We start from the raw sequence: 23,434 nt of genomic DNA, 5'->3' as shown, positions 1-23,434 counted from the left end.
GTAGCCATATTTGATACCTAAGGTACGAAAACCAGACCCTCCTTTAAAATACTCCCGGATGATCGATGACTTATTAATTGTCTTTTTCATTTGGTACTTTTTTGTCAACCTATTTCAGGACAAGTCAAAAATAACTGAACAATCCATCACCGGAAAAAACGACTTTTTTTCGACCTTCTTTCGCCCATTTTCGCCCTTTTTTGGCTGTTAGCAGGCAAGTGCCGGTACATAATAGTATATCTATAAACGCTTATTTTTTAGATGATTATAAATTAAGCCTTGTTCCATTTTTTGCGAAATGGGACAAAATGGAACGGAGGATTTTGGAGCTTATGACTTATGCCGTTGTCACCAACAACTTTTTACGATAGTAATTTAAGTGCATACTATACAGGCGGTATAACCACAACTGGCGAAACCGGGCATAAGTAACAAAAAAGCCGCTTCAAAACTGAAGCGGCTTTCTATATTGTTGTTTAAACAAAATTACTTCTTCATCACTTGTTTTACAATATCATTACCGAAGGCAAACACCATTAATGATATCAGTAGCACAAAACCTACTATCTGTGCCCGTTCAAGGAATTTATCGCTTAGTGGTTTGCCTTTTATCATCTCAATAATCAAGAAAACGGTGTGGCCGCCATCCAGGCCCGGGATAGGTAACAGGTTTGTTAATGCCAATACCATCGAAAGGAAGCCCACAAGGCTCCAAAAGCGGATCCAGTCTACATGGCTGCCAAACATTACAGCAATGCCTATAGGGCTTGATATAGCCTTACGCGCCTTTACCTGGCCGGTAAATATTTTGCCAATGCCTTTTGCATTATCTGTAAACATACTCCATGCTTTGGTAGCACCAATAGGCAGTGAAGCAAAGAAACTGTATTTAATAGTAGTATCTTTTGGTAATATCTCTTTTAAAGGGCGTGAGAAACCAAGTTTGCCGTTTTTATCCACTTGCGCAGATACGGTTAACAGGCTATCCCTGCGTTTTACCGAAAGCTGTACCAGTTTGTTTTTATGAGCAAGCAACTGGCTCTGAAATTCATCAAAGAAATTTACTTTAATGTTATCAATGCCAACAATGCTATCACCTTTTGTTAAGCCGGCTTTTTTAGCTGCACCGTAAACAGAATCAACGCTGAACTTGCTACGCGGCGCACGGCTTATAAATTCTTCAATGCCGTAATCAGAAAGATCGTTAAGGATGGTAGGAGGTACCTTTATATCTAAGGTTTGGGTGCCACGTTGTACGTTCAGTACTGTTTTATCAAGCAATACTTTTGAACTGATCAGATCTTCGAAACGTACAATTGGTTTGCCGTTAACCGAGTTGATCTTGTCGCCCGCTTTCAGGCCCATTTTGGTACCAATCTTACCCGGCACTATACCATATTTGATATTAGCGTTAGGGGTATAGGTTTCACCGTAGCGAATGGTAAGCACCCAGAATATGAAGATACCTACTATAATGTTTACAATGATACCGCCAAGCATTACAATAAGGCGCTGCCAGGCCGGTTTTGAACGGAACTCCCAGGGCTGGGGCGGGCCGGCCATCTGGTCGGTATCCATAGATTCATCTATCATACCGGCAATTTTTACATAGCCGCCAAGCGGTAGCCAGCCAATGCCGTATTCAACACCTTTGTAGTTAAATTTGAACAGGCTGAAATTCCATGCATCAAAAAACAAGTAAAATTTCTCAACCTTTATTCCGAAAGCCCGGGCTGCTAAAAAATGCCCAAACTCATGTAGTATCACCAAAATTGAAAGACCAAGTATCAGTTGGCCGGCCATTATTAAAACGTCCATTCGTATTTATATATGTATTAAGATCGTACTGCCTTTAACGGCGTTTGTTGTATTAAATTTTGCGCAAATATGCGTGTTTCTTTATCAGTATTCAAATAGTCTGTTAACGACGGGTTTGGGATGTAATTTATTTGCTGCATGCAGGTTTCAATTATATCGCTCATGGCTAAAAATCCGGTTTCATTTTTAAGGAAAGCCGCTACAGCCACTTCATTTGCCGCATTAATAATGCAAGGCATATTGCCGCCTTGCTCTAAGGCATCAAATGCCAGTTTAAGGTTTCGGAAGGTATCCATATCCGGCTTTTCGAAGCTCAGCGTTGGATAATCTATAAAATTAAACCTTTTGTAGTTTGTTTTTACGCGGGCAGGATAGGTAAGGGCATACTGTATCGGCAACTTCATATCGGGCACACCCATTTGCGCCTTAATTGAGCCATCCTCAAACTGCACCAACGAATGCACTATTGACTGTGGGTGAACAATTACCTCCACCTGGTCGGCCCGCAGGTCGAAAAGCCATTTGGCCTCTATAACCTCCAGCCCTTTATTCATCAGCGATGCCGAATCGATAGTGATCTTGGCGCCCATCACCCAGTTGGGATGTTTAAGCGCATGCTCGCTGGTAACAGTTGTTAAGTATTCCAGGCTTTTACCCCTGAAAGGCCCGCCTGATGCCGTAAGGATTATCTTTTCAATTTTATTATCCTGCTCACCGGCAAGGCACTGAAATATGGCCGAATGCTCACTATCAACAGGTAATACTTTAACGTTATGTTCTTTGGCAAGGGTTGTTATGATCTCGCCTGCAACCACCAGGGTTTCTTTATTTGCTAACGCGATATCTTTACCGGCTTTAATAGCATTAATGGTGGGTTCTAAACCTGCAAAGCCAACCATAGCGGTCAGCACAATATCGATATCCGGATGGGTAACGGTTTCTTTGATGGCCTGGTGCCCGGCTAAAACTTCAACAGGCAAATGCGCCAATGCATCTTTTACCTGCTGGTATTTTGATTCATCGCAGATGATGGCATATTTTGGCAGAAACTCAATGGCCTGTTCAATAAGCAGGTATGCATTTGCATTGGCAGTAAGCATGAATACACTGAACAGCTCATCGTTATCTTTAATAACTTCAAGTGTTTGTGTACCAACACTACCTGTAGAGCCGAGGATGGCGATGTTCTTTATCTTGTCCAATTATCTATAATAATTCGTCATTGCGAGGTACGAAGCAATCTCAAAACAATCCATGATAGATAGGCTATCAGGAGATTACTTCGTACCTCGCAATGACGCTTGGTTTTTATTCGTTAATATATCCCTTTAACTCATCCGCTATCTTCCTGTCGTTTGACAGGCGCGGAACCTTATTTTGCCCGCCCAGTTTACCCTGGCTGCGCATATAGTTTATAAAGGTATCCTTTTTTAAACTTCTGACGATTAAGGGCTGCAATATGTTACCCTCAATAAGGTCAAAATAGTAAATATTTTTTTGCTGCAGGGCCTTATCCACCTTCAGCGCGAAAGCAGCAAGGTCTTTTGGCTCTTTGCCAAACTCAATAAACCATTCGTGGTAGGGTAAACCACCATCTGCAGGGGCTACCTGCGGGGCAACGGTAAATTCTATTACATCAACACCTTCTTCGGCAGCTATGCCCATTAAGGCCTGCTCAACTTCTTCGCCAATAACATGTTCGCCAAAGGCCGAGATATAATGTTTGATGCGACCGCTCACCACAATTTTATATGGGTTTTTTGATACAAACTTAACGGTATCACCAAGGCTGTAACCCCATAAACCGGCGCTGGTGTTCATGATTAACGCGTAGTTCTTATCAAGCTCTACATCTTTAAGGTTGATGCGGGTAGGGTTATCGTTAAAATATTCTTCGGATGGGATAAACTCGTAAAAGATGCCGGCATCAACCATCAGCAACAAACCTTTCTCCTTTTGCGAATCCTGGAAGGCGATGAACCCTTCTGACGCAGGGTAAGTTTCTATACTGTCTATCTTAAATCCGATACTTTCCTCCATACGGGCGCGGTAGGGCTCGTAGTTTACGCCGCCGTGTACGTACAGTTTAAAATTGGGGAAGATGTCTTTGATCTTTTTACCGCCTGATACTGCAGAAAGCCTGTCGAAATACATCTGGCACCATGGCGGTATGCCCGATATGAGGCGCATATCCTCTTTGGCGGTTTCCTGTACAATGGCATCTACCTTTTCTTCCCAATCTTCAATACAATTGGTTTGGTAGGATGGAAGGCGGTTTTTTTGCAAATAGCCGGGCACATGGTGCGCTACAATGCCCGATAGCCGGCCTGTTTGTATGCCATGCTTTTCTGCAAGCACAGGGCTGCCTTGCAGGAATATCATTTTGCCATCTACAAAATCGGCCTTGCCTGTTTCATGAATATAACTTAACAAAGCGTTGCGCGCAGCCTTGATATGCTCGGGCATGCTTTCTTTTGAGATAGGGATATACTTTACGCCTGATGTTGTGCCCGATGTTTTGGCAAGGTAAGCGGGTTTACCGGGCCACATTACATTTTCTTCGCCCTGTACAACACGTTCTATGTACGGTCGTAGTTCTTCATAATCTCGTACAGGTACGTGTTTTTTAAAATCTTCGTAATTTTTAATTGAATCAAAATGATGATCGGTACCAAAGACGGTATTTTTAGCTTCATGGATTAAATTGCTGAAGGTTTTTTGCTGAAGTGCAAGGGCATTTTGGCGAACGTTATTCAATTGCCTGTTTACATACCAGGCAAATACTTTGCTTAATGCTGCTTTTAAACCCATAATTAGTTGGTTTCGGCAATATCATCATCCACATCCTGGTGGCTGTAAACTAACCTTTTATATGTGGTCATTATCATTACTTGTACTGTAGGGAACGATAAAGCAAACCAAAAAATACCTGCAATTTTTAATATATATGCTTCTGAGGTTGTATTTTCTGTAGTAAACAATGTAATAACACCATTAATTAATACTAGTAGAACAGCGATAAATATTAATACAATTAATATGAGTACCACAAGCTTAAAGAAGTTGTTTTTAGTTATAGAAAAGCTTTGTTTTAAAGACTCAATTGGACCTGAATCATCGTCCACAATAAAACATAAACAAAAAATAGACCGAATTAGCACATAAGCTAAAGCCAATATTTCAACTTTATCTAAAATTAGCATTAAGGTGGTATATTCTTGTAGCTGGTTGTTTATAAAGATAATAGTGCCTACTAATACTACCATGCATAAACCTATGACTACAAAATTTAGCGCCATCTTAAAAGATGGTATTATATCACCAAACTCAAATTCATAATACTCTTTGTATATTAATGTCAGAATAAGCTTATAAAAACTCAATGTAAGATAAGACTGAACCAACATCATTAATAGCACCACAATTATTTTGCTATATGTATTGTCAAAAAAGAAAAAAAGAGATGTAATAAAGCTTATTATTTGAAATAATATTAACGAAATTACCGAGTAGATTATTAAGGAAATATAATTCTTTTTAATTACGCCCCACGCAGCTTTGATGGTTTCGAAAATAGAGAAAGGGTGGTACATACTACGTTTTTATGGTCTTTTTAACACTACACGCTTCCAAAAATCCTGCATAAATCCTAACCCGTAGGCTGTAAGTTGCGTTAAGGCAGCTATTATGCTCAAAAATGCAATTTTTGCCGATTTATTTTTACTCCAGGAGTGAAAAAATATTAACAAAATATAAACTAATAATAAAACATTGCAAAGCAGGGCAATTGGCCACTGCGCTATGTTGGCAATTATTGTAAAAATTATACCCACTGTAGCAAATGCCGGGAAAAAATGCACCAGCTTAAGCTGCGAGGGGAAAAACTTATAGATGTTAATACGCGCCCTGCCAAAGAAATGTAACTGTTTGTAAAACTTTAAAAAATCGGTGCGGCGCTTATGGTAAACAATGGCCTCGGGTATCAGCCCAATTTTATAACCTAACGAGTGGATGCGGATACTGTATTCAATATCTTCGCCCAAACGGGTAATTATAAAACCACCTGCTTTTTCCCAAACCCGGCGCGATATACCCATGTTAAAGCTACGCGGATGGAACTGGCCTATCCCTTTTTTATTACCACGGATTCCGCCGGTGGTGAAAGGGGAGGTCATGGAGTAACTGATGGCCTTTTGTATGGGCGTAAATGATTCGTGCGCACCATCAGGGCCGCCGTATGCATCAAGCCAGTTGTTGTTTAGCGAATTGTTTACTATTTCCAGGTAATTTGCAGGGATCAGGCAGTCCGAATCGAATACAATAAAATAATCACCTTTGGCACGTTCAAAACCAAAGTTGCGGGTAAAACCCTGGCCCTCGTTGGGTTTTTCAAAGTAACGCACATCAAGCACGTCTTCATATCCCTTAACAATATCCTCAGCCCTGTTAGCCGAACCATCTTCTATAACCAAAACCTCAAACTGCTTATACGTTTGCTGTACAAGGGTGCCCAGTAATTCACTTATTTCTTGCGGACGATTATATAAAGGTATGATGATAGAAAAAAACATTCGGTATAGTGAGTGGTTGATTGAGTTGATTAGGTGAGTGGTTCATGATTTTAAATCATTAACCACTCACTTAATCAACTACTTAACTAAATAGTATCTTCAATTTGGTACCTGTTGCGTTCAGAGGCGCTGCGGGCAACAAGCTCGGCAACAAAACCTGTTAAAAATAACTGGGAACCTAATATGATAGCTACAAGGGCAAAATAGAACAACGGATTATCTGTTGGCTGCCTCGGTACAATATGATGCGCCAGGTCGTACAGTTTTTCGCCTACCAAGTAAATGGCAATAATAATACCTGCAAAAAAGCTAAGGGTGCCCATAGCGCCAAAAAAGTGCATAGGGCGTTTGCCAAATTTGCCCACAAAAAATATTGAGAGCAGATCAAGGAAACCGTTTATAAAGCGTGTCCAGCCAAACTTGGTTTTACCATATTTACGGGCGCGGTGTTCAACCACCTGTTCCCCAATTTTGGTGAAACCGGCCCATTTGGCCAGTACAGGTATATAACGATGCATTTCGCCATATACTTCAATGTTTTTTACAACGGTTTTACGGTAAGCCTTTAAGCCGCAGTTAAAATCGTGCAGGTTATGTATCCCGCTCATTTTGCGGGTTGCGGCGTTAAAAAACTTGGTAGGTATGGTTTTGGTTAAAGGGTCGTAACGTTTTGCTTTCCAGCCCGATACCAGGTCGTATTTATCTTCGGTAATGCGGCGGTAAAGGCCGGGTATTTCGTCGGGGCTATCCTGCAGGTCGGCATCCATGGTAATAATTACATTGCCGTTGGCAGCTTCAAAACCAGTGTTTAAAGCGGCTGATTTACCATAATTACGCCTAAATTTTAAGCCTTTTATAAAGGGGTTGCTTTCCTTTAGTTTTACGATCATGTCCCACGACCCATCTTTGCTGCCATCGTCAACCAGTATGATCTCGTATGTATAACGGTTCTCGTCCATTACGCGGCTTATCCAGGTGGTAAGCTCGGGTAATGATTCTACTTCGTCGTAAAGTGGTACTACTACTGATATATCCATTTATAAGAAAAAAACCTTTTGTCAGGCAACTGCAAAAATATAAAAAATAGGGATTGATTAATTAACATTCTGTCATCAGCTACCGGCTGGCATATTGTTTTATTAAAAAAATAAATTTAATTTGCATTAAACCATTTAAAATATCTGTTGTCATATCTATAATACCCCGCTTATCAACTCTTTACCTAAATATCAAACTCATGAAAAAAAGAACATTACTGATTTCCTTAATGGCTTTAGGGGTATCGCAGGCCTTTGCTCAAACAAAAAATGTAACCACTGTTTACATGGCTAATTCGGGGGATATTGTTGAGAGTAAAGAAAAAGCAGACTTTGTGCGACAGATATTACCACCAGACCCAGAAGTGGATAAAAAAACATCTACCGTTCTTGACTTTTATATGAACGGTAATAAAAAACTTATTGCACACACGCGTGATGCAGGTACATCAGAATCGTTATACGGCAGCTATATAGAGTATTTTAAAGATGGCAACCGTAAATCTATCCGCAATTATAAAGATGGTGCCTTAGTTGGCGATGCTGTATTCTACTATCCAAACGGGCAAACTTACTATACTACAAACAATAACCGTATTGTACAAAGCTTTGATGCTAACGGTAATGCAATAGCAGAAAATGGCAACGGTAGATGGATGATATATAATGATAACTTTAAAGTTATTGCAGAAGGCGCCATTGTAAATGGTAAACAAAATGGTGAATGGACCGGCTTTGATGACAATGGAGTAAAAGCCAGGGGTATTTATAAAAGCGGTGTGTTTGTTTCAGGTAATTTGTTTGCTAATGATAACAAGGTATATGAAAACTGTAAGGATTTTGATACCCAGGCCGCGTTTCGCGGTGGTAATGAAAAATTAGGTGATTTTTTGTCGCGAAACACGAGACATTCAAAATCAATCCAAAGCAAAAATATTGATGGCATTGTTTTAATGAATTTTATTATTGAAAAAGACGGCAGCCTTTCTAATATCAAAGTGGTAAAAGGTATCAGTGCAGATGTTGACGCGGTGGCTTTGCGCGTTTTAGAAAATTCTCCGAAATGGCAGCCGGGTATTTTATATGGAGTGGCACGAAGAGTTTCTTATACATTACCCATAAGTTTTTCACCAGAGTCGAAGCTTAATCCTTCAGAAACGTCGCCGTTTTATTCACAGCCATTTTATTCAATACCGCATACTGTACCTACTTATTCATCTATTTTAAAGTAAAAGATAACAATCATAAGCAAAATGGCTGCCTATTTAGGCAGCCATTTTGCTTATGATCCAGATAGTTATTGTTTCTTTTAAGAACTTATAATTACACTTCGTTTTTTTACTTTAGCGTCTGATTTTTAATTATGAATAAACCTATACTCTTATTGTTATTTCTGTTTAGCTGTACCGGGGCTTTTGCTCAAAATGTAAAAGAACAGGCAAAAGTCGATTCGGAATATTATTATATGCTTACTGACAGGATACTGGCAAGCAGCGCAAAAACGGCGAAATTTATCAGACTTTATACCAATGTAGATTCAGGCATGCTTAAGGTTGAAGAGTTTTATTTGAATGACAAACCCAAACTTGTTGTCAAAACCTCCCGTAAAGAATTAGATTTTCAATCAGGTATGCAAGGATATTGTATGGAGTATTACGAAAACGGCCATCGTAAAAGCATAAAAAACTATAATAAAGGTGTATTGGTTGGTGAGGCTGTAGAGTATTATCCTAATGGAGGTTTATTTAGTATCATAGATTATAAAGCAGATGGTATTTATTATTTAAAGAGTTGCCAGGATTCTACGGGGAAAACGCTTGCCGAAAATGGTAATGGAGTTTGGCTGAAATTTAATGCTGATATGGATCCAACCGCATTTTTAAAGGGGCCGGTGGTAAACGGAAAAGAAGATGGCGAATGGAAGAGGCACGTTGTAGATACTGTATACAGTATTGTTTATAAACAGGGAGAGATTGTTTCAGGTAAGGAATTTTTAAAAGATAATGTATTCGAAAAGGTAGAGGTTCTTCCCAGTTTTCCGGGTGGCTATACAGAACTTAATAAATATTTATCACGGAATGTCCAGTATCCTAAAGGAGCAAGGGATAATAATGTGCAGGGCAGGGTAATAGTTAGTTTTATGGTTGAAAAAGACGGAACATTAACCAATGTTAAGCTTGTACGGGGTATAGGTAGCGGATGTGATGAAGAATCTGTAAGAGTAATGTCGATATCGCCAAAATGGAATCCCGGACTTAATCATGGTAAACCAGTAAGGGTTCAATACAGTATACCGGTTGCATTTGCCTTAAGCACACAATAAATAACCTATGAGAGACCGTGTTTCAATTAAATCAGATTAAATCAACCCCAACGCCTTACTTGTACGCTCCCTTGTAGCTACAGCCAAAGCCTCGTCAGTAACCAGCGATTGACCGTAAGAAGGGATCATCTGCTTGAACTTGTCCTGCCATGCGGTTGATTTTGCCTGCTCTTTAAAGCAACGGCTAATCAGATCAACCATAATAGGTACAGATGTTGAAGCACCCGGCGAAGCACCTAAAAGGGCAGAGATGCTGCCATCGGCACTTGTTACTACTTCGGTACCAAATTCAAGCACACCGGTACGTTTGGCATCTTTCTTTATAACCTGCACCCGCTGGCCGGCAATATCCAATACCCATTCATCTGCCTTAGCAGCCGGGAAGTACTCCTGTAGCGCCTTTAGCCTGTCGCCCGATGATTGCAGCACCTGGCTGATAAGGTATTTGGTAAGCGCCATGTTATCGCGCCCTACAGCAAGCAGCGGTAATATATTGTTGAATTTTATAGAAGTGAACAGATCAAGCAACGACCCTTTTTTTAGGAAACGGGTTGAGAAACCGGCGTAGGGCCCAAAAAGCAATGCTTTTTTACCATCTATCATCCGTGTATCCAAATGCGGTACCGACATAGGCGGCGAACCTACCGATGCCTTGCCGTAAACTTTAGCGTTATGCTTTTCAATTACCGCAGGGTTGGTACAAACCAGCCATTGCCCGCTTACCGGGAAACCGCCAAAACCTTTGCTCTCAGGTATGCCCGATTTTTGCAGCAGGGGTAAAGCGCCACCACCTGCGCCAACAAATACAAACTTAGCGTTCAGTTTACGTTTGTTGCCGCTTATGCGGTCGCTTACTTTTATTTGCCAGCTATTGTCTTTATTGCGTTTAATATCATTAACATCATGGTTAAGGCTTAAATTAACACCCGGTTTTTGTTTAAGCTTATCAATCAGGCTGCGGGTTAGCGCGCCAAAATTCACATCGGTACCCAGATCCATGTATGTGGCCGATACGTTATGGCCTTCATCTCGCCCGTCCATCACCAGCGGGATCCATTTTTTTAGCTGCGCATGGTCCTCAGAATATTCCATGCCTTTAAAAAAGTGGTGCTGTACTAACGCATCACGTCGTTTTTTAAGGTAATCAACATTTTCATCGCCCCAAACAAAGCTCATATGCGGTATTTTGCTGATAAAGCTTTGCGGCGAATCAACGTAGCCATTTTCTATTAAAAATGTCCAAAACTCTTTGCTTATTTCAAATTGCTCGGCAATTTTTATGGCCTTTGTTATTTCTATCGATCCATCCTTGCGTTGCGGGGTGTAGTTAAGTTCGCAAAAGGCAGAGTGGCCTGTGCCCGCGTTATTCATCGCGTCAGAACTTTCGGCAGCAACTGTATCCAGGCGTTCAAATATTTCTATGGTAAGATCGGGCTGCAACTGTTTAAGCATTACCCCAAGTGTTGCGCTCATAATGCCCGCGCCAACTAAAACTACATCAACTGTTGTATTTGAACTATTACTGCCGTTATTCATGATATTATTGAATGCTAAAGATACATTCAAATAAATTATTTGGTGGATTAATACGTGTTATTAACTAATTAAATGATATAAAGTTTACACTAAGTGCAATGGGGATGATGCATTGCTGTGTATATACCTGTTTGGAATATCGAAGGCAATTTTAGTAAAATTTATATAAAAAATCGCTATTAAAGCACCTTAATTGTTAAATATTACATGTTTTGGTGATAAAGGATACATACTTTATATGTAATAACACAAATAGCCCGCGTAACTGTTTAATTATAAACCACTATAAGCTATGTCAAGATCAATTGTTAAAATAAGTGCACTTGTACTTTACTATATAGTATGCAGTTCGTGCAATAATAAGCCCAAGGCGGTTTCTGCCGACGTTACCAAAACTGCCGTTACTATTAACGGAAAGAAAGACAGCATAAGCAATAACCCGAAAAAAAATTATGGTAACGCCACTGTTGCCGACCCATGCGTTAAATGCCTTATAAAAGTTATTCAAAGCACGGGCGATTATAAAACTGCTGTTGCTTCTAAATCAGCAAGTATTATAAGTTATGTTGTAAACTGGGCGGAGGGGGCAAACACCGGTGATACAACCAATAAACGCAGTACTACAAACGGTTTAAAGCTTGATGTAATGGAAAAAGGAACGGCAAATAACAAAATTGCATCATTTATTTACGATAACAGCCTTTCAAAACTATTTTTAGTAGCGGATAGCCATAATATAGAGGTTAAAGTTGATAGTATTGGCCTTAAAAAGATAAGAAACAAGTGTTATTGGGGTGTTGCTTCAAGTAAATAATGTTTTTTTGTGAAAAGCAGGGTAATTATTAGTTTGGTTGTCCTGCTTTTTTATTTTACGTGTATTTGTTATGTAAGCATAGTTTTATGTCTATAAATATTGCACATTTAATGGATTTTAGAATTTTATTTAAGTTTTATTGTTAATTTTTATAAATTTTATCAACATTACTATGAAATTTATAAAAATAATTTAAATTCGCACTGTAATTATAACTGATTTTATAAAAGCTATACTTTAAACTTAAAAAAATACAAATCATCATTAAAAATGGCAACAAAACTTGAGTACATCTGGCTTGATGGCTACAAACCAACCCAAAGCCTGCGTAGTAAAACAAAAATTGTTAAATCTTTTAGCGGTAAAGTTGAAGATTTAGATAACTGGAGCTTTGACGGTTCATCAACCGAGCAAGCACCGGGTGGTTCATCAGATTGTATTTTAAAGCCGGTATTTACTTGCCCGGATCCACAACGCAAAGATGCTCATCTTGTAATGTGCGAAGTATTGGATTCAAAAGGTAAGCCACATGAGTCTAACGGCCGTGCGCTTATCCAGGATGATGATAATGATTTTTGGTTTGGTTTTGAGCAGGAGTATTTCCTTTGGGATCCTGAAACTGATAAACCGCTTGGTTTCCCTAAAGGTGGTTACCCTGCACCACAAGGCCCATACTATTGCTCGGTAGGCGCCAAAAACGCTTACGGACGCGATATTGTTGAAGAGCACTTAGATGCTTGTTTAGAAGCAGGCTTAAACGTTGAAGGTATCAACGCTGAGGTTGCTGCCGGTCAGTGGGAGTTCCAGATCTTCGCTAAAGGTGCTAAAGAGGCTGGCGACCAAATTTGGGTTGCACGTTACTTATTAGAAAGAATTGGCGAAAGCTACGGTGTTGCCATCAACTGGCATTGCAAACCATTAGGTCAGTTAGACTGGAATGGTTCTGGTATGCACGCTAACTTCTCAAACACTTTATTGCGTACTGCAAACAGCGAAGCTAAATTTAAAGCAGTTTGCGAGGCATTCCGCCCTGCGGTTGCTGAGTGTATTGCTGTTTACGGTGCTGATAACGATCAACGTTTAACCGGTAAACACGAAACTGCTTCTATAACCGACTTTAGCTACGGTGTATCTGACCGTGGTGCATCTATCCGTATCCCGTTATACGCTGTAGATCACAACTGGAGCGGTTACCTGGAAGATCGTCGCCCTAACTCTGCTGCCGATCCATACAAAGTTGCTGCAGTTATTATCAAAACTGTAAAAACAGCTAAGGTTTAATAACCCTGCCATATTAAAAAATCCCCCGCTTAACTACCGGGGGATTTTTTTTGCTTTATATACTCGGCATAGTTGCCTGATGCTATTTGAGGCAGGCCATTGGTAGGTAAATTGTATAGGTATATCCAGGCATCTACAGCACCACTGTCAGTTTCAATGGGTGCCACCGACCGGATGTACAAATTAGGCAGATCCTGTTCAGGCCCGTAACCTTCATAATCATCAATCACCCGTAAGTTTTCTTCGGTATGATGAAGTTTGAAGATACTGCCGTAGATATAGCCGTCGGTATTATCAGTTACTATAGCGCCGGGGTATTCACCAATATCATAAAGCAGTCCTTTAAGTTTCCCGGGGGATAGGTAGGTGCAATTTCGGCTGAGATAATTGGCAAATGGGTTGCCGGGTTGCAATAATGTACCGTAAATGAACAGAAAATCAATCATTTTTTAAAGGTAAAACTCTTTGAAAATTTAACCACAAAGAGCACAAAGTTTTCACAGATAAGCACAAAGCATCAATCCTCTGTGAACTTTGTGTTTTTTCTTTGTGCCCTCTGTGGTTAAATAATCTTAAATTGGCATTTTATACTAATACCATGAACACGGAACAAGTTATCACCTACATAAAAGAAAATAACATCCAAAAGGTAAAATTTGCTTTTGCGGATATCGATGGCATTTTACGGGGCAAGGTAATAAGTGTTCAAAAACTTATGGATGGCCTGCAAAATGGTATCGGCTTTTGCGATGTGGTTTTTGGATGGGATAGCACCGATGTTACCTATGATAATATAGAACTTACAGGTTGGCACACCGGTTACCCTGATAAGGAGTGTTATATCGATCTATCAACCATGCGCACCGTGCCCTGGCAGGATAATATCCCGTTCTTTTTAGCGGATTATACCGGGCCGGATAATAAGGCGCTGCCTGCTTGCCCGCGCAGCCTGTTAAAGCAAATAGCCAAACAATGCACATATATGGGCTACCATGCCGAGTTTGCGCAGGAATTTGAATGGTTCAACTTTAAAGAAACGCCGCAAACGCTCCAGCAAAAGGGTTTTGCCAATATGGAGCCTTTAACACCGGGTATGTTTGGTTATTCGATATTGCGCACTTCGCAAAACAGCGCTTTTTATTATGATCTGTTTAACCTGTTAACGCAGTTCAATATCCCGATAGAAGGCCTCCATACCGAAACCGGCCCCGGTGTTTATGAAGCCGCCATTGCTCACTCCGAAGTGTTAGATGCTGCGGATAAGGCTGTATTGTTTAAAACCGCTGTTAAAGAAATTGCTTATAAGCATGGTATTGCCGCAACCTTTATGGCCAAATGGAACCAGGAATTGCCGGGTTGCAGCGGCCATATCCACCAAAGCCTGTGGACTAAAGACCAATCAGAGAATTTGTTTTATGACGACAAGGATGTAAACAAAATGAGCGAATTGCATAAGCAATACCTTGCCGGCCAGCTTTATTGCCTGCCGCATTTGCTGCCTATGTACGCGCCATCCATCAATAGTTATAAACGGCTTGTTGAAGGTGCCTGGGCGCCAACCACCATCACCTGGGGAGTGGATAACCGTACTACGGCACTGCGCGTTATCAATACCTCAAAAGCAGCCACAAGGCTGGAAACCCGCATCCCGGGTTCAGATACCAACCCATATTTGGCCATCGCAGCGGCCCTTGCTTCGGGATTATATGGTATAAAACACAAACTAAAGCTTGATATTGCCCCGACTGTAGGCAATGGCTATCAAAACAAAAGCAACGGCAGTTTGCATACCAATTTGTATGACGCAGCAACAGCTATGCAGCAATCCGCCATTGCCAAAGAGTTATTCGGCGAGGGCTTTGTGGAACATTTTACCAATACCCGCCTGTGGGAGCACCGCCAATACGCCAAAAGCGTAAGCGACTGGGAGTTGAAGAGGTATTTCGAAAGCATTTAGTTTTTTATTTTTTAACCACAGAGTTAACAGAGATTGAAATCACAGAGAAACACAGAGATTGGATGATTGAAAATGAAGTAATATATAAATGACTCATTACCGCCTATGAATGAATCTCTGTGAACCCTGTGAAAAACTCTACGCCCTATGTGGTTAATTAATCTATATAATTTGCCCTTTGTGGTTAAATAACCTATCTATGCAATTATAAACCAATATAAAGTGGACTTTCATCTCATTATAAAATCAGCCTGGGAAGGCTACGATAGTTCTAAAACCATCAGGGATATTGAGGATATCAGCGCGATGGTTTCTACCAATCACGTTTATCGCATCACTTTTCATGATGAGGATATTATTATTGCCAAGCTTTCCTTTTTTGGCAAGTTTGAGCATTTTAAGGAAGATCACCGCATCATCCAGTCTTTATCAAACAACCTGCTTTACCCGTTCGAGAACCTGCTTTCAAAATCCCTGCTTAAAAACAATAGGGTATACGTATATCGCTACAAACACGGTAAAGATGATGCCTGGGTGGTGTTTTACAACCCAACCCGTATTTTAGACAGGTTGCCCCGCCGCCTTGATAACGACCAGATAAAAAAACTGGGCATACAATTGGGCAAGTTTCATAAAGCTTGTTCGCGCGTTAAAAATGTATTGCCAAAATCATCAAAAACGCTGCGTACTGATATTTACGATCTGCAGCGCCAGTTAGAAAAAAATCCGGGTAAGTTTGGCAATGCCGAATTGATAAAACACCATTGCGAGCAGTTTATTAAAAACAGGTCGCGGTATAACATGAAATCGTTCGAGATAATTCCCGTGTTTATCGATTGGAATATTGGCAACTTCTCTGTTACGCCCGAACTTGAATTATACTCCAGGTGGGATTACGATTGGTTTAGGATGAGTTACCGCCTGCTTGACTTTTACTTTTTTAGCCGCGTGGTATCTGATGCCGGCGACCGTACCGTATTCAGCTATGTGATTGGCCCTATGATGGAAGATAGGTTTATCACCTTCCTGAAAGAGTATCACGAGGTTAACCCCATTTCGGCAGATGAGATCAGATTTTTAAAAGAAGCGTACCGCTTTTTTATATTGAATTATGTGATAAAGGATGGTAAGTACTTCTTTAACGAACAATACGCTAAAAAACTGCAGGCCGAAGCGTTAGAGATTTACCTGCCATCGGTTGACAGGGACTTTGATGCCGAAGTGATTATTAAAGCTTTAGGATTATAACATTTACCCGGATATGAAACGCATTGAAGATTTTAAATCGATTATTGACCGCTACGAGATTATTTTTTTCGATGCTTTTGGTGTTTTAAAAACGCATAGCGGCCTGGTGCCGGGCATCGAGCGCACTTTTGAATACCTTGAAGCGCAGAAAAAGGAATATTATATTGTAACCAACGATGCGTCTCGCAGTCCGGGTCAGTTAGCGCAATCGTATCACGATAAAGGGCTTTACGCTGTTACATCCGATAGGATCATCTCATCGGGTATGCTCACCAAGGAATACCTGGATCTGAAGGTGAACGATGGTATTGTAGCTTATCTGGGCACCGAAGATTCGGCGCATTACCTGGAGAGCGCAGGCTTGCACACTTTACCTGTGCGCGATATAAACAGCACTAATATTGATAAAGTGAATGTGCTGGTGTTTATGGATGATGAGGGCTTTGACTGGTGCGAAGACCTGAACAAAACGGTTAACCTGCTGCGTAAACGCACCATTCCGGCTATTGTTGCTAATACAGATTATGCATACCCGGTATCAAAAAGTGATGTGGGTATTGCCATCGGTGGTATAGCGCAAATGATAGAAACCATTGTAGGCAAAAAGTTTATACGCTTTGGTAAACCCGATTCGCAGATGTTTATGTTTGCGTACGACCTGATCCGCGATTATCGTACTATCAGCAAAAAACAGATAGTTATGGTGGGCGATACACTGCAAACCGATATTATTGGCGGTAACAAGTTTGGCCTTGATACTGTGCTGGTGCTTACAGGTAATACGCAGGCATCTGATTATGAGAACCGCATATCGGCCACCGGTATAGTGCCAACCTATATTTGCGATAGCGCTGTTTTAGGGCCTGATGCATTAAATCTATAGATGATGAAAAGATTATTAATCTGCTTGGTGTTTATTATTGGTACGCAGATCTCTTTCGCGCAGCAAAAAACATTTACTAACCCGTTGCTGCCATCAGGTGCCGACCCATGGGTGATTTACCATAACGGTTATTACTACTACACAAATTCTACCCAAAATAACCTGGTGATTTGGAAAACCAAAAACATGGCCCAACTTGCATCCGCCGAAAAGAAAACCATTTGGATCCCACCTGCTAATACCCTTTATTCCAAAGAACTTTGGGCGCCCGAATTGCATTACATTAATCATAAGTGGTACATGTATTTTGCTGCGGATGACGGCGATAATAACCATCACCGTTTATATGTGCTGGAAAATGCTTCGCCCGATCCGCTAAAAGGCGAATGGATATTTAAAGGTAAGGTAGGTGATGATACTGATAAATGGGCGATAGACGGCTCGGTTTTTGAGCATAGAGGCCAGCTATACATGATCTGGGCCGGATGGGAAGGCGACGAGAATGGGCAGCAGGATATTTATATCGCTAAAATGAAAAATCCGTGGACAATAGCCGGTAAACGTTCAAAGATCTCAAGTCCGCTTTACGATTGGGAAAAATATGGTGATTTAGGAAAGGACAGCAAGCCGCCGCATGTAAACGTAAACGAAGGCCCCGAGATACTAAAACACGGCAATAAGTTATTCCTTATTTACTCGGCCAGCGGCTGCTGGACAGATTTTTATGCATTGGGCATGCTCACAGCCTCCGCCAACAGCGATTTGCTTGATGTGCGCTCATGGAAAAAATCGGCAAAACCCGTTTTTAAAAAATCTGTTAAGAATGGTGTGTATGCGCCAGGCCATAATTCATTCTTTAAATCTCCCGATGGGCGGGAGGACTGGATCTTGTATCATGCCAACTCAAAACCAGGGCAGGGTTGCGGCGGTTACCGTTCGCCCCGTATGCAAAAGTTCAGTTGGAATAAAGACGGTACACCAAACTTTGGCGAACCAGTTAAAGAAGGTGCTTTGTTAACAATACCATCGCAAAACAAATAAAATACTACAATAATTATAAAAATATTATGCTAAACTCATTTAAAAAACCAATTTTAGCCATCGCAATTTCGGGAAGCATATTTGTTGCTGCCTGTAATCAATCAGCTAAAAAAACTAATACCATGACCGACAGTACCGCAACCGCACCACAATTACCACCGGCATCTGCCTTCGAGAAAACCATCAACGGGAAACAAACACACCTTTACATCCTAAAAAACAAAAATGGGGTAGAAGCTGCCGTTACCAATTATGGTGGCCGTATTGTAAGCCTGCTGGTGCCCAACAAAGATGGTAAGTTAACAGATGTTGTTTTAGGATTTGAAAGCGTTGACGGTTTTATTAATTCAAAAGAACCATACTATGGTGCAACCATTGGCCGTTACGGCAATCGTATAGCTAAAGGGAAATTCAAAATAAACGGTAAAGAATACACACTTGTTACTAATAACGGGCCAAACACACTGCATGCCGGCCATCCCGGTTTCCAGGAAGTGGTTTGGGATGCCAAACAGATAGACAGCGCTACATTAGAGTTAAGTTACCTTGCAAAAGATATGGAAGGCGGTTTCCCCGGTAATTTGAATGTTAAAGTTACTTACCAGATAACCGATGATAACGCCATGAAGGTGAGTTACTTGGCTACTACAGACAAAACCACTGTAGTAAACCTTACCAACCACGCCTTTTTTAACCTGAATGGTGAAGGCAGTGGTACAATTTTAGACCATACCGTACAGATAGCTGCCGATAATTACACCCCGGTAGATAGCACGCTTATCCCGACAGGTAAAATAGAAGCCGTAGCCGGTACGCCCTTTGATTTTACAAAACCAACAAAAATTGGGGCGCGTATCAATACAGATAACATCCAACTAAAGGATGGTAAAGGTTACGACCATAATTTTGTGTTGAGCAAGCATGATATTACCACACCAATTGCTACCGTTATTGGTGATAAAAGTGGCATAAAAATGGAGGTATTTACCGAAGAACCTGCTTTGCAGTTTTACAGCGGTAACTTTATGCAGGCGCAAAATGTGATGAAGGGCGGCAAAAAAGATGAGTTCCGTACATCATTTGCGCTTGAAACCCAGCACTACCCTGATTCACCAAATCAGCCTACGTTCCCCTCTACAGAGTTAGACCCCGGTCAAACCTATAAAACACAATCGATATATAAATTTTCGGTAGTAAAATAATAAAGTGTAGAGACGCGAAACATCGCGTCTTTTTTGCGTTTAATTAGTAGCAATGCTTTTAGATAACCACGGACGAAAGATCAATTACCTGCGGCTGGCCGTTACCGACCGCTGCAACCTGCGCTGCTTTTATTGCATGCCCGAGGATGGATTGAACTGGCTATCGCGCAAGGAACTGATGACCTACGAGGAGATGCTGCAGGTTTGTACCCTGCTGGTTAAAATGGGTATCGAGAAGATCCGCATTACCGGTGGCGAGCCATTTGTACGCAAGGACATTATGCAGCTGCTTACAGCGCTTTCTAAACTGGATGGGCTAAAAGAGTTAAGCCTCACCACAAATGGTGTTTTAACAGCTCCGCATGTGGCCGAACTGAAAGCGATAGGCGTACGATCGGTAAACCTGAGTTTAGATACCCTGGATGCCAACCGTTTTTTTACCATTACCCGCCGTGATGAGTTTGCCAGCGTAATGGAAACCATGGAGCAGCTTTTAAAGCACGATATTGAGGTTAAGATAAACGCCGTAGTAATGGCCGGTAAAAACACACAGGATATAATTCCGCTGGTACAACTGACCAAAGAGTTACCGGTAAGTGTGCGTTTTATTGAAGAGATGCCTTTTAATGGCGAGGGGCATAGTTATAGTGGCATAGTGTGGGATTATGTAAGGATCTTTGACGATATAAGACAGTCGTTCCCGGATATCCAAAAAGTGCCCGACCCTCAATTTTCAACTTCGTATAATTACAATATCCCCGGTCATAAGGGCAGTGTGGGTATTATAGCGGCTTATTCGCGTACCTTTTGCGGTACCTGTAACCGTATCCGGATAACACCGCAGGGCACCTTGAAAAATTGCCTTTATGATGACGGCGTGTTGAACATAAAAGATCTGATGCGCTTAGGGGTGTATGATGTTAAACTGGAAGAAACTTTACGTGCAGCCTTCAATGTACGCGAGAGGGACGGCTGGGAGGCAGAACGCAAACGCTTGGAAAATCCAAACTTTCATGAATCAATGGCTACTATTGGCGGTTAAATCAATCAAAAAATGATAACGGTAGAAGAAGCCGAGCGCATTATACTTGCCCAGTTAAAAGATTACGGTACCGAAACCGTGCCCTTTGAACTGGCGCTTGGCCGTGTTTTGGCAGAAGATATCAAAGCCGACCGCGACCTGCCACCGTATAATAGGGTAACCATGGATGGCATCGCAATAGCCTATAAAGCTATTGAACAGGGCATCTCCACATTCAAAATAAAAGCTACGCAGGCAGCCGGAGAACAACCAGCCGATATTGATAATGCAAATGAGTGTGTTGAGATCATGACCGGTGCGGCTTTATCAGCATCGGTTGATGCCATTGTTAGATATGAAGACCTGGAGATAGAAAACGGCACTGCAAGGCTGCTTATAACCGATATCAAAAAAGGCCAAAACATCCACCTAAAAGGAAAAGATAAAAAGCAGGGTGATGTTGTAGCTGCTGCAAATCAGTGCGTAACACCTGCTATTATCAGTTTGGCTGCATCGGTAGGGAAAGCTCATCTGTTGGTTAAAAAATGGCCGAAAGTAATGATCATATCATCGGGTGATGAATTGGTAGACGTGACAGATACACCCTCTGATTATCAAATAAGAAAATCGAACAACTATACCATAAAAGCCGTTTTAAAGCAATACGGCCTGGATGCCGATATGCTGCACATTCCGGATGATCCGGAAATAACCAAGCATCAATTACAAAACTGCCTGCAAAGTTATGATGTAATACTGCTAAGCGGCGGTATCAGCATGGGTAAGTTTGACTATATCCCGCAGGCGCTGGAAGATCTGCGAGTAAAAAAGCTGTTCCATAAGGTACAGCAGCGCCCCGGCAAACCGTTTTGGTTTGGCAGGTATGATAACAGTGCGCTTGTATTCGCATTCCCCGGTAACCCTGTGGCTACGTTTATGTGCCTGCACCGTTATTTTTTATTGTGGTTGGATGCCGTGCTTGGTTTGCCTGCAAAGGCGCCTGTATACGCCCAATTAGCCCGCGATATTATTTTTACACCGCCATTAAAATACTTCTTACAGGTAAAGCTTAACTTTACACAACAGGGTATTTTATCGGCACAGCCCATTGAAGGGAACGGATCGGGTGATTTTGCTAACTTAGCTGATACCGATGCATTTATGGAGCTGCCTTTAGAGCGAAATGAATTTAAAGCAGGAGAGGTATTCAAAGTGCATGTCTTTAAATCAGTATAATCTAATAATTCTGTGCAATCATTTATAAATAATCAGTGGAATCAAACTTTAGTCATTTAGATAAAAACGATAACCCTACGATGGTTGATGTATCTGCCAAAGCAATTACACACCGTACGGCCACCGCGCGCAGTATTGTGGTATTGCCTGATGAAGTATTGGCGCATCTGGTAGATGGCGATCTGCAAACTAAAAAAGGGTCGGTGTTTCAAACGGCTGTTATCGCCGGTATTATGGCCGCCAAAAAAACCGGCGATCTGATACCGCTTTGTCACCCACTTGGAATGAATAACTGTAAGGTTACTATTGAGTTATCTAATAATAATGAAGTAATTATTGAATGTACGGCAAGTATCACAGCCAAAACAGGCATTGAAATGGAGGCGCTGGTGGGCGCATCAATAGCGGCCCTAACCGTGTACGATATGTGCAAGGCCATGAGCCATGATATAGTGATAAAGGAAACCAAACTGATCTCAAAAACAGGAGGTAAGCGTGACTTTAAACGAGCATAAAAAGCACACCAATATTGCCCGCCCTGCCATGGGTAACTTCGCCCGGAATGAATGGGCTATACTTGGCGGGCCATGTACGGTGATCAAGTTCCTGGCCGATCAGGTGATCACCGCCTTATCGCCCCAATACCAATGCGCCTATGCAGATACTTCGCACAATGATGATATGGTTGGCATGCCCGGCAAACTGGCCAGCGGCGCAGCGTTAGAATATACGGATCAGCTTAACCATAGTCAGCTGAATTATAAGGAGACACTAACGCCATTTACACAGCGCGAGCTATTCTCGTCGATGGATCTGGTACTGGTTAACGGCAACCATCAGCCGGCTAAAGCGCAGGTGGTTATTATCGATAGTAACAAAAAAGCATCCCTGCAGCGCAGGCTTGAGCAATTGACCAATGTTCAGCTTTTCCTTTTTGCAGACAATGCCGAGGGCATGTTTGATTATATACAGGAAGCGATACCCAATTGGAAGCAGATCCCGGTGCTGAGCTTAAATAACGACACCCGGCAGATCATCGAATTCTTTCAAACCAAACTACAGCAAGCCAAACCGATTTTAAACGGATTGGTATTGGCCGGCGGTAAAAGTACCCGCATGGGTTTTGATAAAGGCGAGGTAAACTGGTACGGTAAAGAACAGCGTTACCACATGGCCGATCTGCTGAAAAAGCACTGCCACCAGGTTTATATTTCCTGCCGGGATGAGGAGCAGCAAAAGACGATAAACGCCGATTATTCAAGTCTGCCAGATACCTTTACCGGTCTTGGGCCCTTTGGCGCCATCCTGTCCGCCTTTCGCGAACAGCCGGATGCGGCATGGCTGGTTATAGCCTGCGATCTGCCTTTAGTAGATGCTGATGTGATACAGCATTTGGTGGATAACCGCAATACAGCCACTATTGCTACGGCTTATAAAAGTGATTATAAAGACTTTCCTGAACCGTT

The 23,434-nt window shown here is 41.5% G+C and carries 21 protein-coding genes; 13 read left to right on the top strand and 8 right to left on the bottom strand.

The window, feature by feature from the left end; genetic code table 11:
- Positions 1–486: 486 nt before the first annotated feature.
- The 6 genes from rseP to WC615_RS13330 form a co-directional block, all read right to left on the bottom strand.
- On the bottom strand, positions 487–1,818 hold the full coding sequence (gene rseP / locus WC615_RS13355; protein WP_372978589.1) for an RIP metalloprotease RseP: 1,332 nt from the start codon (positions 1,816–1,818) through the stop codon (positions 487–489).
- A gap of 17 nt (positions 1,819–1,835) precedes the next feature.
- Complete coding sequence (locus WC615_RS13350) at positions 1,836–3,011, bottom strand: 1-deoxy-D-xylulose-5-phosphate reductoisomerase (RefSeq protein ID WP_372978590.1); 1,176 nt, start codon at positions 3,009–3,011, stop codon at positions 1,836–1,838.
- 115 nt (positions 3,012–3,126) lie between these two features.
- Positions 3,127–4,629 (bottom strand): GH3 auxin-responsive promoter family protein, encoded by a 1,503-nt coding sequence (locus WC615_RS13345; RefSeq protein ID WP_372978588.1) that lies wholly within the window; start codon positions 4,627–4,629, stop codon positions 3,127–3,129.
- A gap of 2 nt (positions 4,630–4,631) precedes the next feature.
- The gene (locus tag WC615_RS13340) at positions 4,632–5,411 is read right to left on the bottom strand and encodes a glycerophosphoryl diester phosphodiesterase membrane domain-containing protein (RefSeq protein WP_372978587.1); all 780 of its coding nucleotides are present in this window, start codon (positions 5,409–5,411) and stop codon (positions 4,632–4,634) included.
- Positions 5,412–5,420: 9 nt separating this feature from the next.
- Positions 5,421–6,389, bottom strand: coding sequence for a glycosyltransferase family 2 protein (locus WC615_RS13335; RefSeq protein WP_372978586.1), 969 nt, complete (start codon positions 6,387–6,389; stop codon positions 5,421–5,423).
- Positions 6,390–6,475: 86 nt separating this feature from the next.
- Positions 6,476–7,426 (bottom strand): glycosyltransferase family 2 protein, encoded by a 951-nt coding sequence (locus WC615_RS13330; RefSeq protein ID WP_372978585.1) that lies wholly within the window; start codon positions 7,424–7,426, stop codon positions 6,476–6,478.
- Between the two features lie 200 nt (positions 7,427–7,626).
- Between WC615_RS13330 and WC615_RS13325 the strand changes: the two genes are divergently transcribed.
- On the top strand, positions 7,627–8,658 hold the full coding sequence (locus WC615_RS13325) for an energy transducer TonB (protein ID WP_372978584.1): 1,032 nt from the start codon (positions 7,627–7,629) through the stop codon (positions 8,656–8,658).
- 131 nt (positions 8,659–8,789) lie between these two features.
- Positions 8,790–9,749, top strand: coding sequence for a TonB family protein (locus WC615_RS13320; RefSeq protein WP_372978583.1), 960 nt, complete (start codon positions 8,790–8,792; stop codon positions 9,747–9,749).
- A 36-nt stretch (positions 9,750–9,785) separates the two neighbouring features.
- On the opposite strand, the gene WC615_RS13315 is transcribed toward WC615_RS13320, so the two are convergent.
- Positions 9,786–11,315, bottom strand: coding sequence for a malate:quinone oxidoreductase (locus WC615_RS13315; RefSeq protein ID WP_372978582.1), 1,530 nt, complete (start codon positions 11,313–11,315; stop codon positions 9,786–9,788).
- Between the two features lie 262 nt (positions 11,316–11,577).
- Here WC615_RS13315 and WC615_RS13310 point away from each other — a divergent pair, with 262 nt between their 5' ends.
- Both WC615_RS13310 and WC615_RS13305 read left to right on the top strand, forming a co-directional pair.
- Positions 11,578–12,099, top strand: coding sequence for a hypothetical protein (locus WC615_RS13310; RefSeq protein WP_372978581.1), 522 nt, complete (start codon positions 11,578–11,580; stop codon positions 12,097–12,099).
- A gap of 270 nt (positions 12,100–12,369) precedes the next feature.
- Positions 12,370–13,380 (top strand): glutamine synthetase beta-grasp domain-containing protein, encoded by a 1,011-nt coding sequence (locus tag WC615_RS13305; RefSeq protein WP_372978580.1) that lies wholly within the window; start codon positions 12,370–12,372, stop codon positions 13,378–13,380.
- A gap of 29 nt (positions 13,381–13,409) precedes the next feature.
- On the opposite strand, the gene WC615_RS13300 is transcribed toward WC615_RS13305, so the two are convergent.
- Positions 13,410–13,826, bottom strand: a complete 417-nt coding sequence (locus WC615_RS13300; RefSeq protein ID WP_372978579.1) for a gamma-glutamylcyclotransferase — start codon at positions 13,824–13,826, stop codon at positions 13,410–13,412.
- Positions 13,827–13,978: 152 nt separating this feature from the next.
- Between WC615_RS13300 and WC615_RS13295 the strand changes: the two genes are divergently transcribed.
- The 9 genes from WC615_RS13295 to WC615_RS13255 all read left to right on the top strand — a co-directional run.
- The gene (locus WC615_RS13295) at positions 13,979–15,337 is read left to right on the top strand and encodes a glutamine synthetase family protein (protein ID WP_372978578.1); all 1,359 of its coding nucleotides are present in this window, start codon (positions 13,979–13,981) and stop codon (positions 15,335–15,337) included.
- A 222-nt stretch (positions 15,338–15,559) separates the two neighbouring features.
- Positions 15,560–16,585, top strand: coding sequence for a hypothetical protein (locus tag WC615_RS13290; protein ID WP_372978577.1), 1,026 nt, complete (start codon positions 15,560–15,562; stop codon positions 16,583–16,585).
- A gap of 13 nt (positions 16,586–16,598) precedes the next feature.
- Complete coding sequence (locus WC615_RS13285; RefSeq protein ID WP_372978576.1) at positions 16,599–17,468, top strand: HAD-IIA family hydrolase; 870 nt, start codon at positions 16,599–16,601, stop codon at positions 17,466–17,468.
- A gap of 3 nt (positions 17,469–17,471) precedes the next feature.
- A complete protein-coding gene (locus WC615_RS13280; protein WP_372978575.1) occupies positions 17,472–18,509 on the top strand; it encodes a family 43 glycosylhydrolase in 1,038 nt (345 codons plus the stop codon).
- Between the two features lie 122 nt (positions 18,510–18,631).
- Positions 18,632–19,711, top strand: coding sequence for an aldose epimerase family protein (locus WC615_RS13275; RefSeq protein WP_372978574.1), 1,080 nt, complete (start codon positions 18,632–18,634; stop codon positions 19,709–19,711).
- A 52-nt stretch (positions 19,712–19,763) separates the two neighbouring features.
- Positions 19,764–20,753: a GTP 3',8-cyclase MoaA gene (gene moaA, locus WC615_RS13270; RefSeq protein WP_372978573.1), complete on the top strand. Its 990-nt coding sequence runs from the start codon at positions 19,764–19,766 to the stop codon at positions 20,751–20,753.
- 12 nt (positions 20,754–20,765) lie between these two features.
- Positions 20,766–21,968, top strand: coding sequence for a molybdopterin molybdotransferase MoeA (locus WC615_RS13265; RefSeq protein ID WP_372978572.1), 1,203 nt, complete (start codon positions 20,766–20,768; stop codon positions 21,966–21,968).
- Positions 21,969–22,003: 35 nt separating this feature from the next.
- Positions 22,004–22,483: a cyclic pyranopterin monophosphate synthase MoaC gene (gene moaC, locus WC615_RS13260; protein ID WP_372978571.1), complete on the top strand. Its 480-nt coding sequence runs from the start codon at positions 22,004–22,006 to the stop codon at positions 22,481–22,483.
- Positions 22,464–23,434, top strand: a 971-nt coding sequence (locus tag WC615_RS13255) for an NTP transferase domain-containing protein (RefSeq protein ID WP_372978570.1), incomplete at its 3' end; no start/stop codon positions are given. The genes moaC and WC615_RS13255, both read left to right, overlap by 20 nt.

Source organism: Mucilaginibacter sp. (assembly GCF_041663085.1).
Lineage (GTDB): Bacteria > Bacteroidota > Bacteroidia > Sphingobacteriales > Sphingobacteriaceae > Mucilaginibacter.
This window is presented reverse-complemented; position numbering and strand designations above follow the sequence as displayed.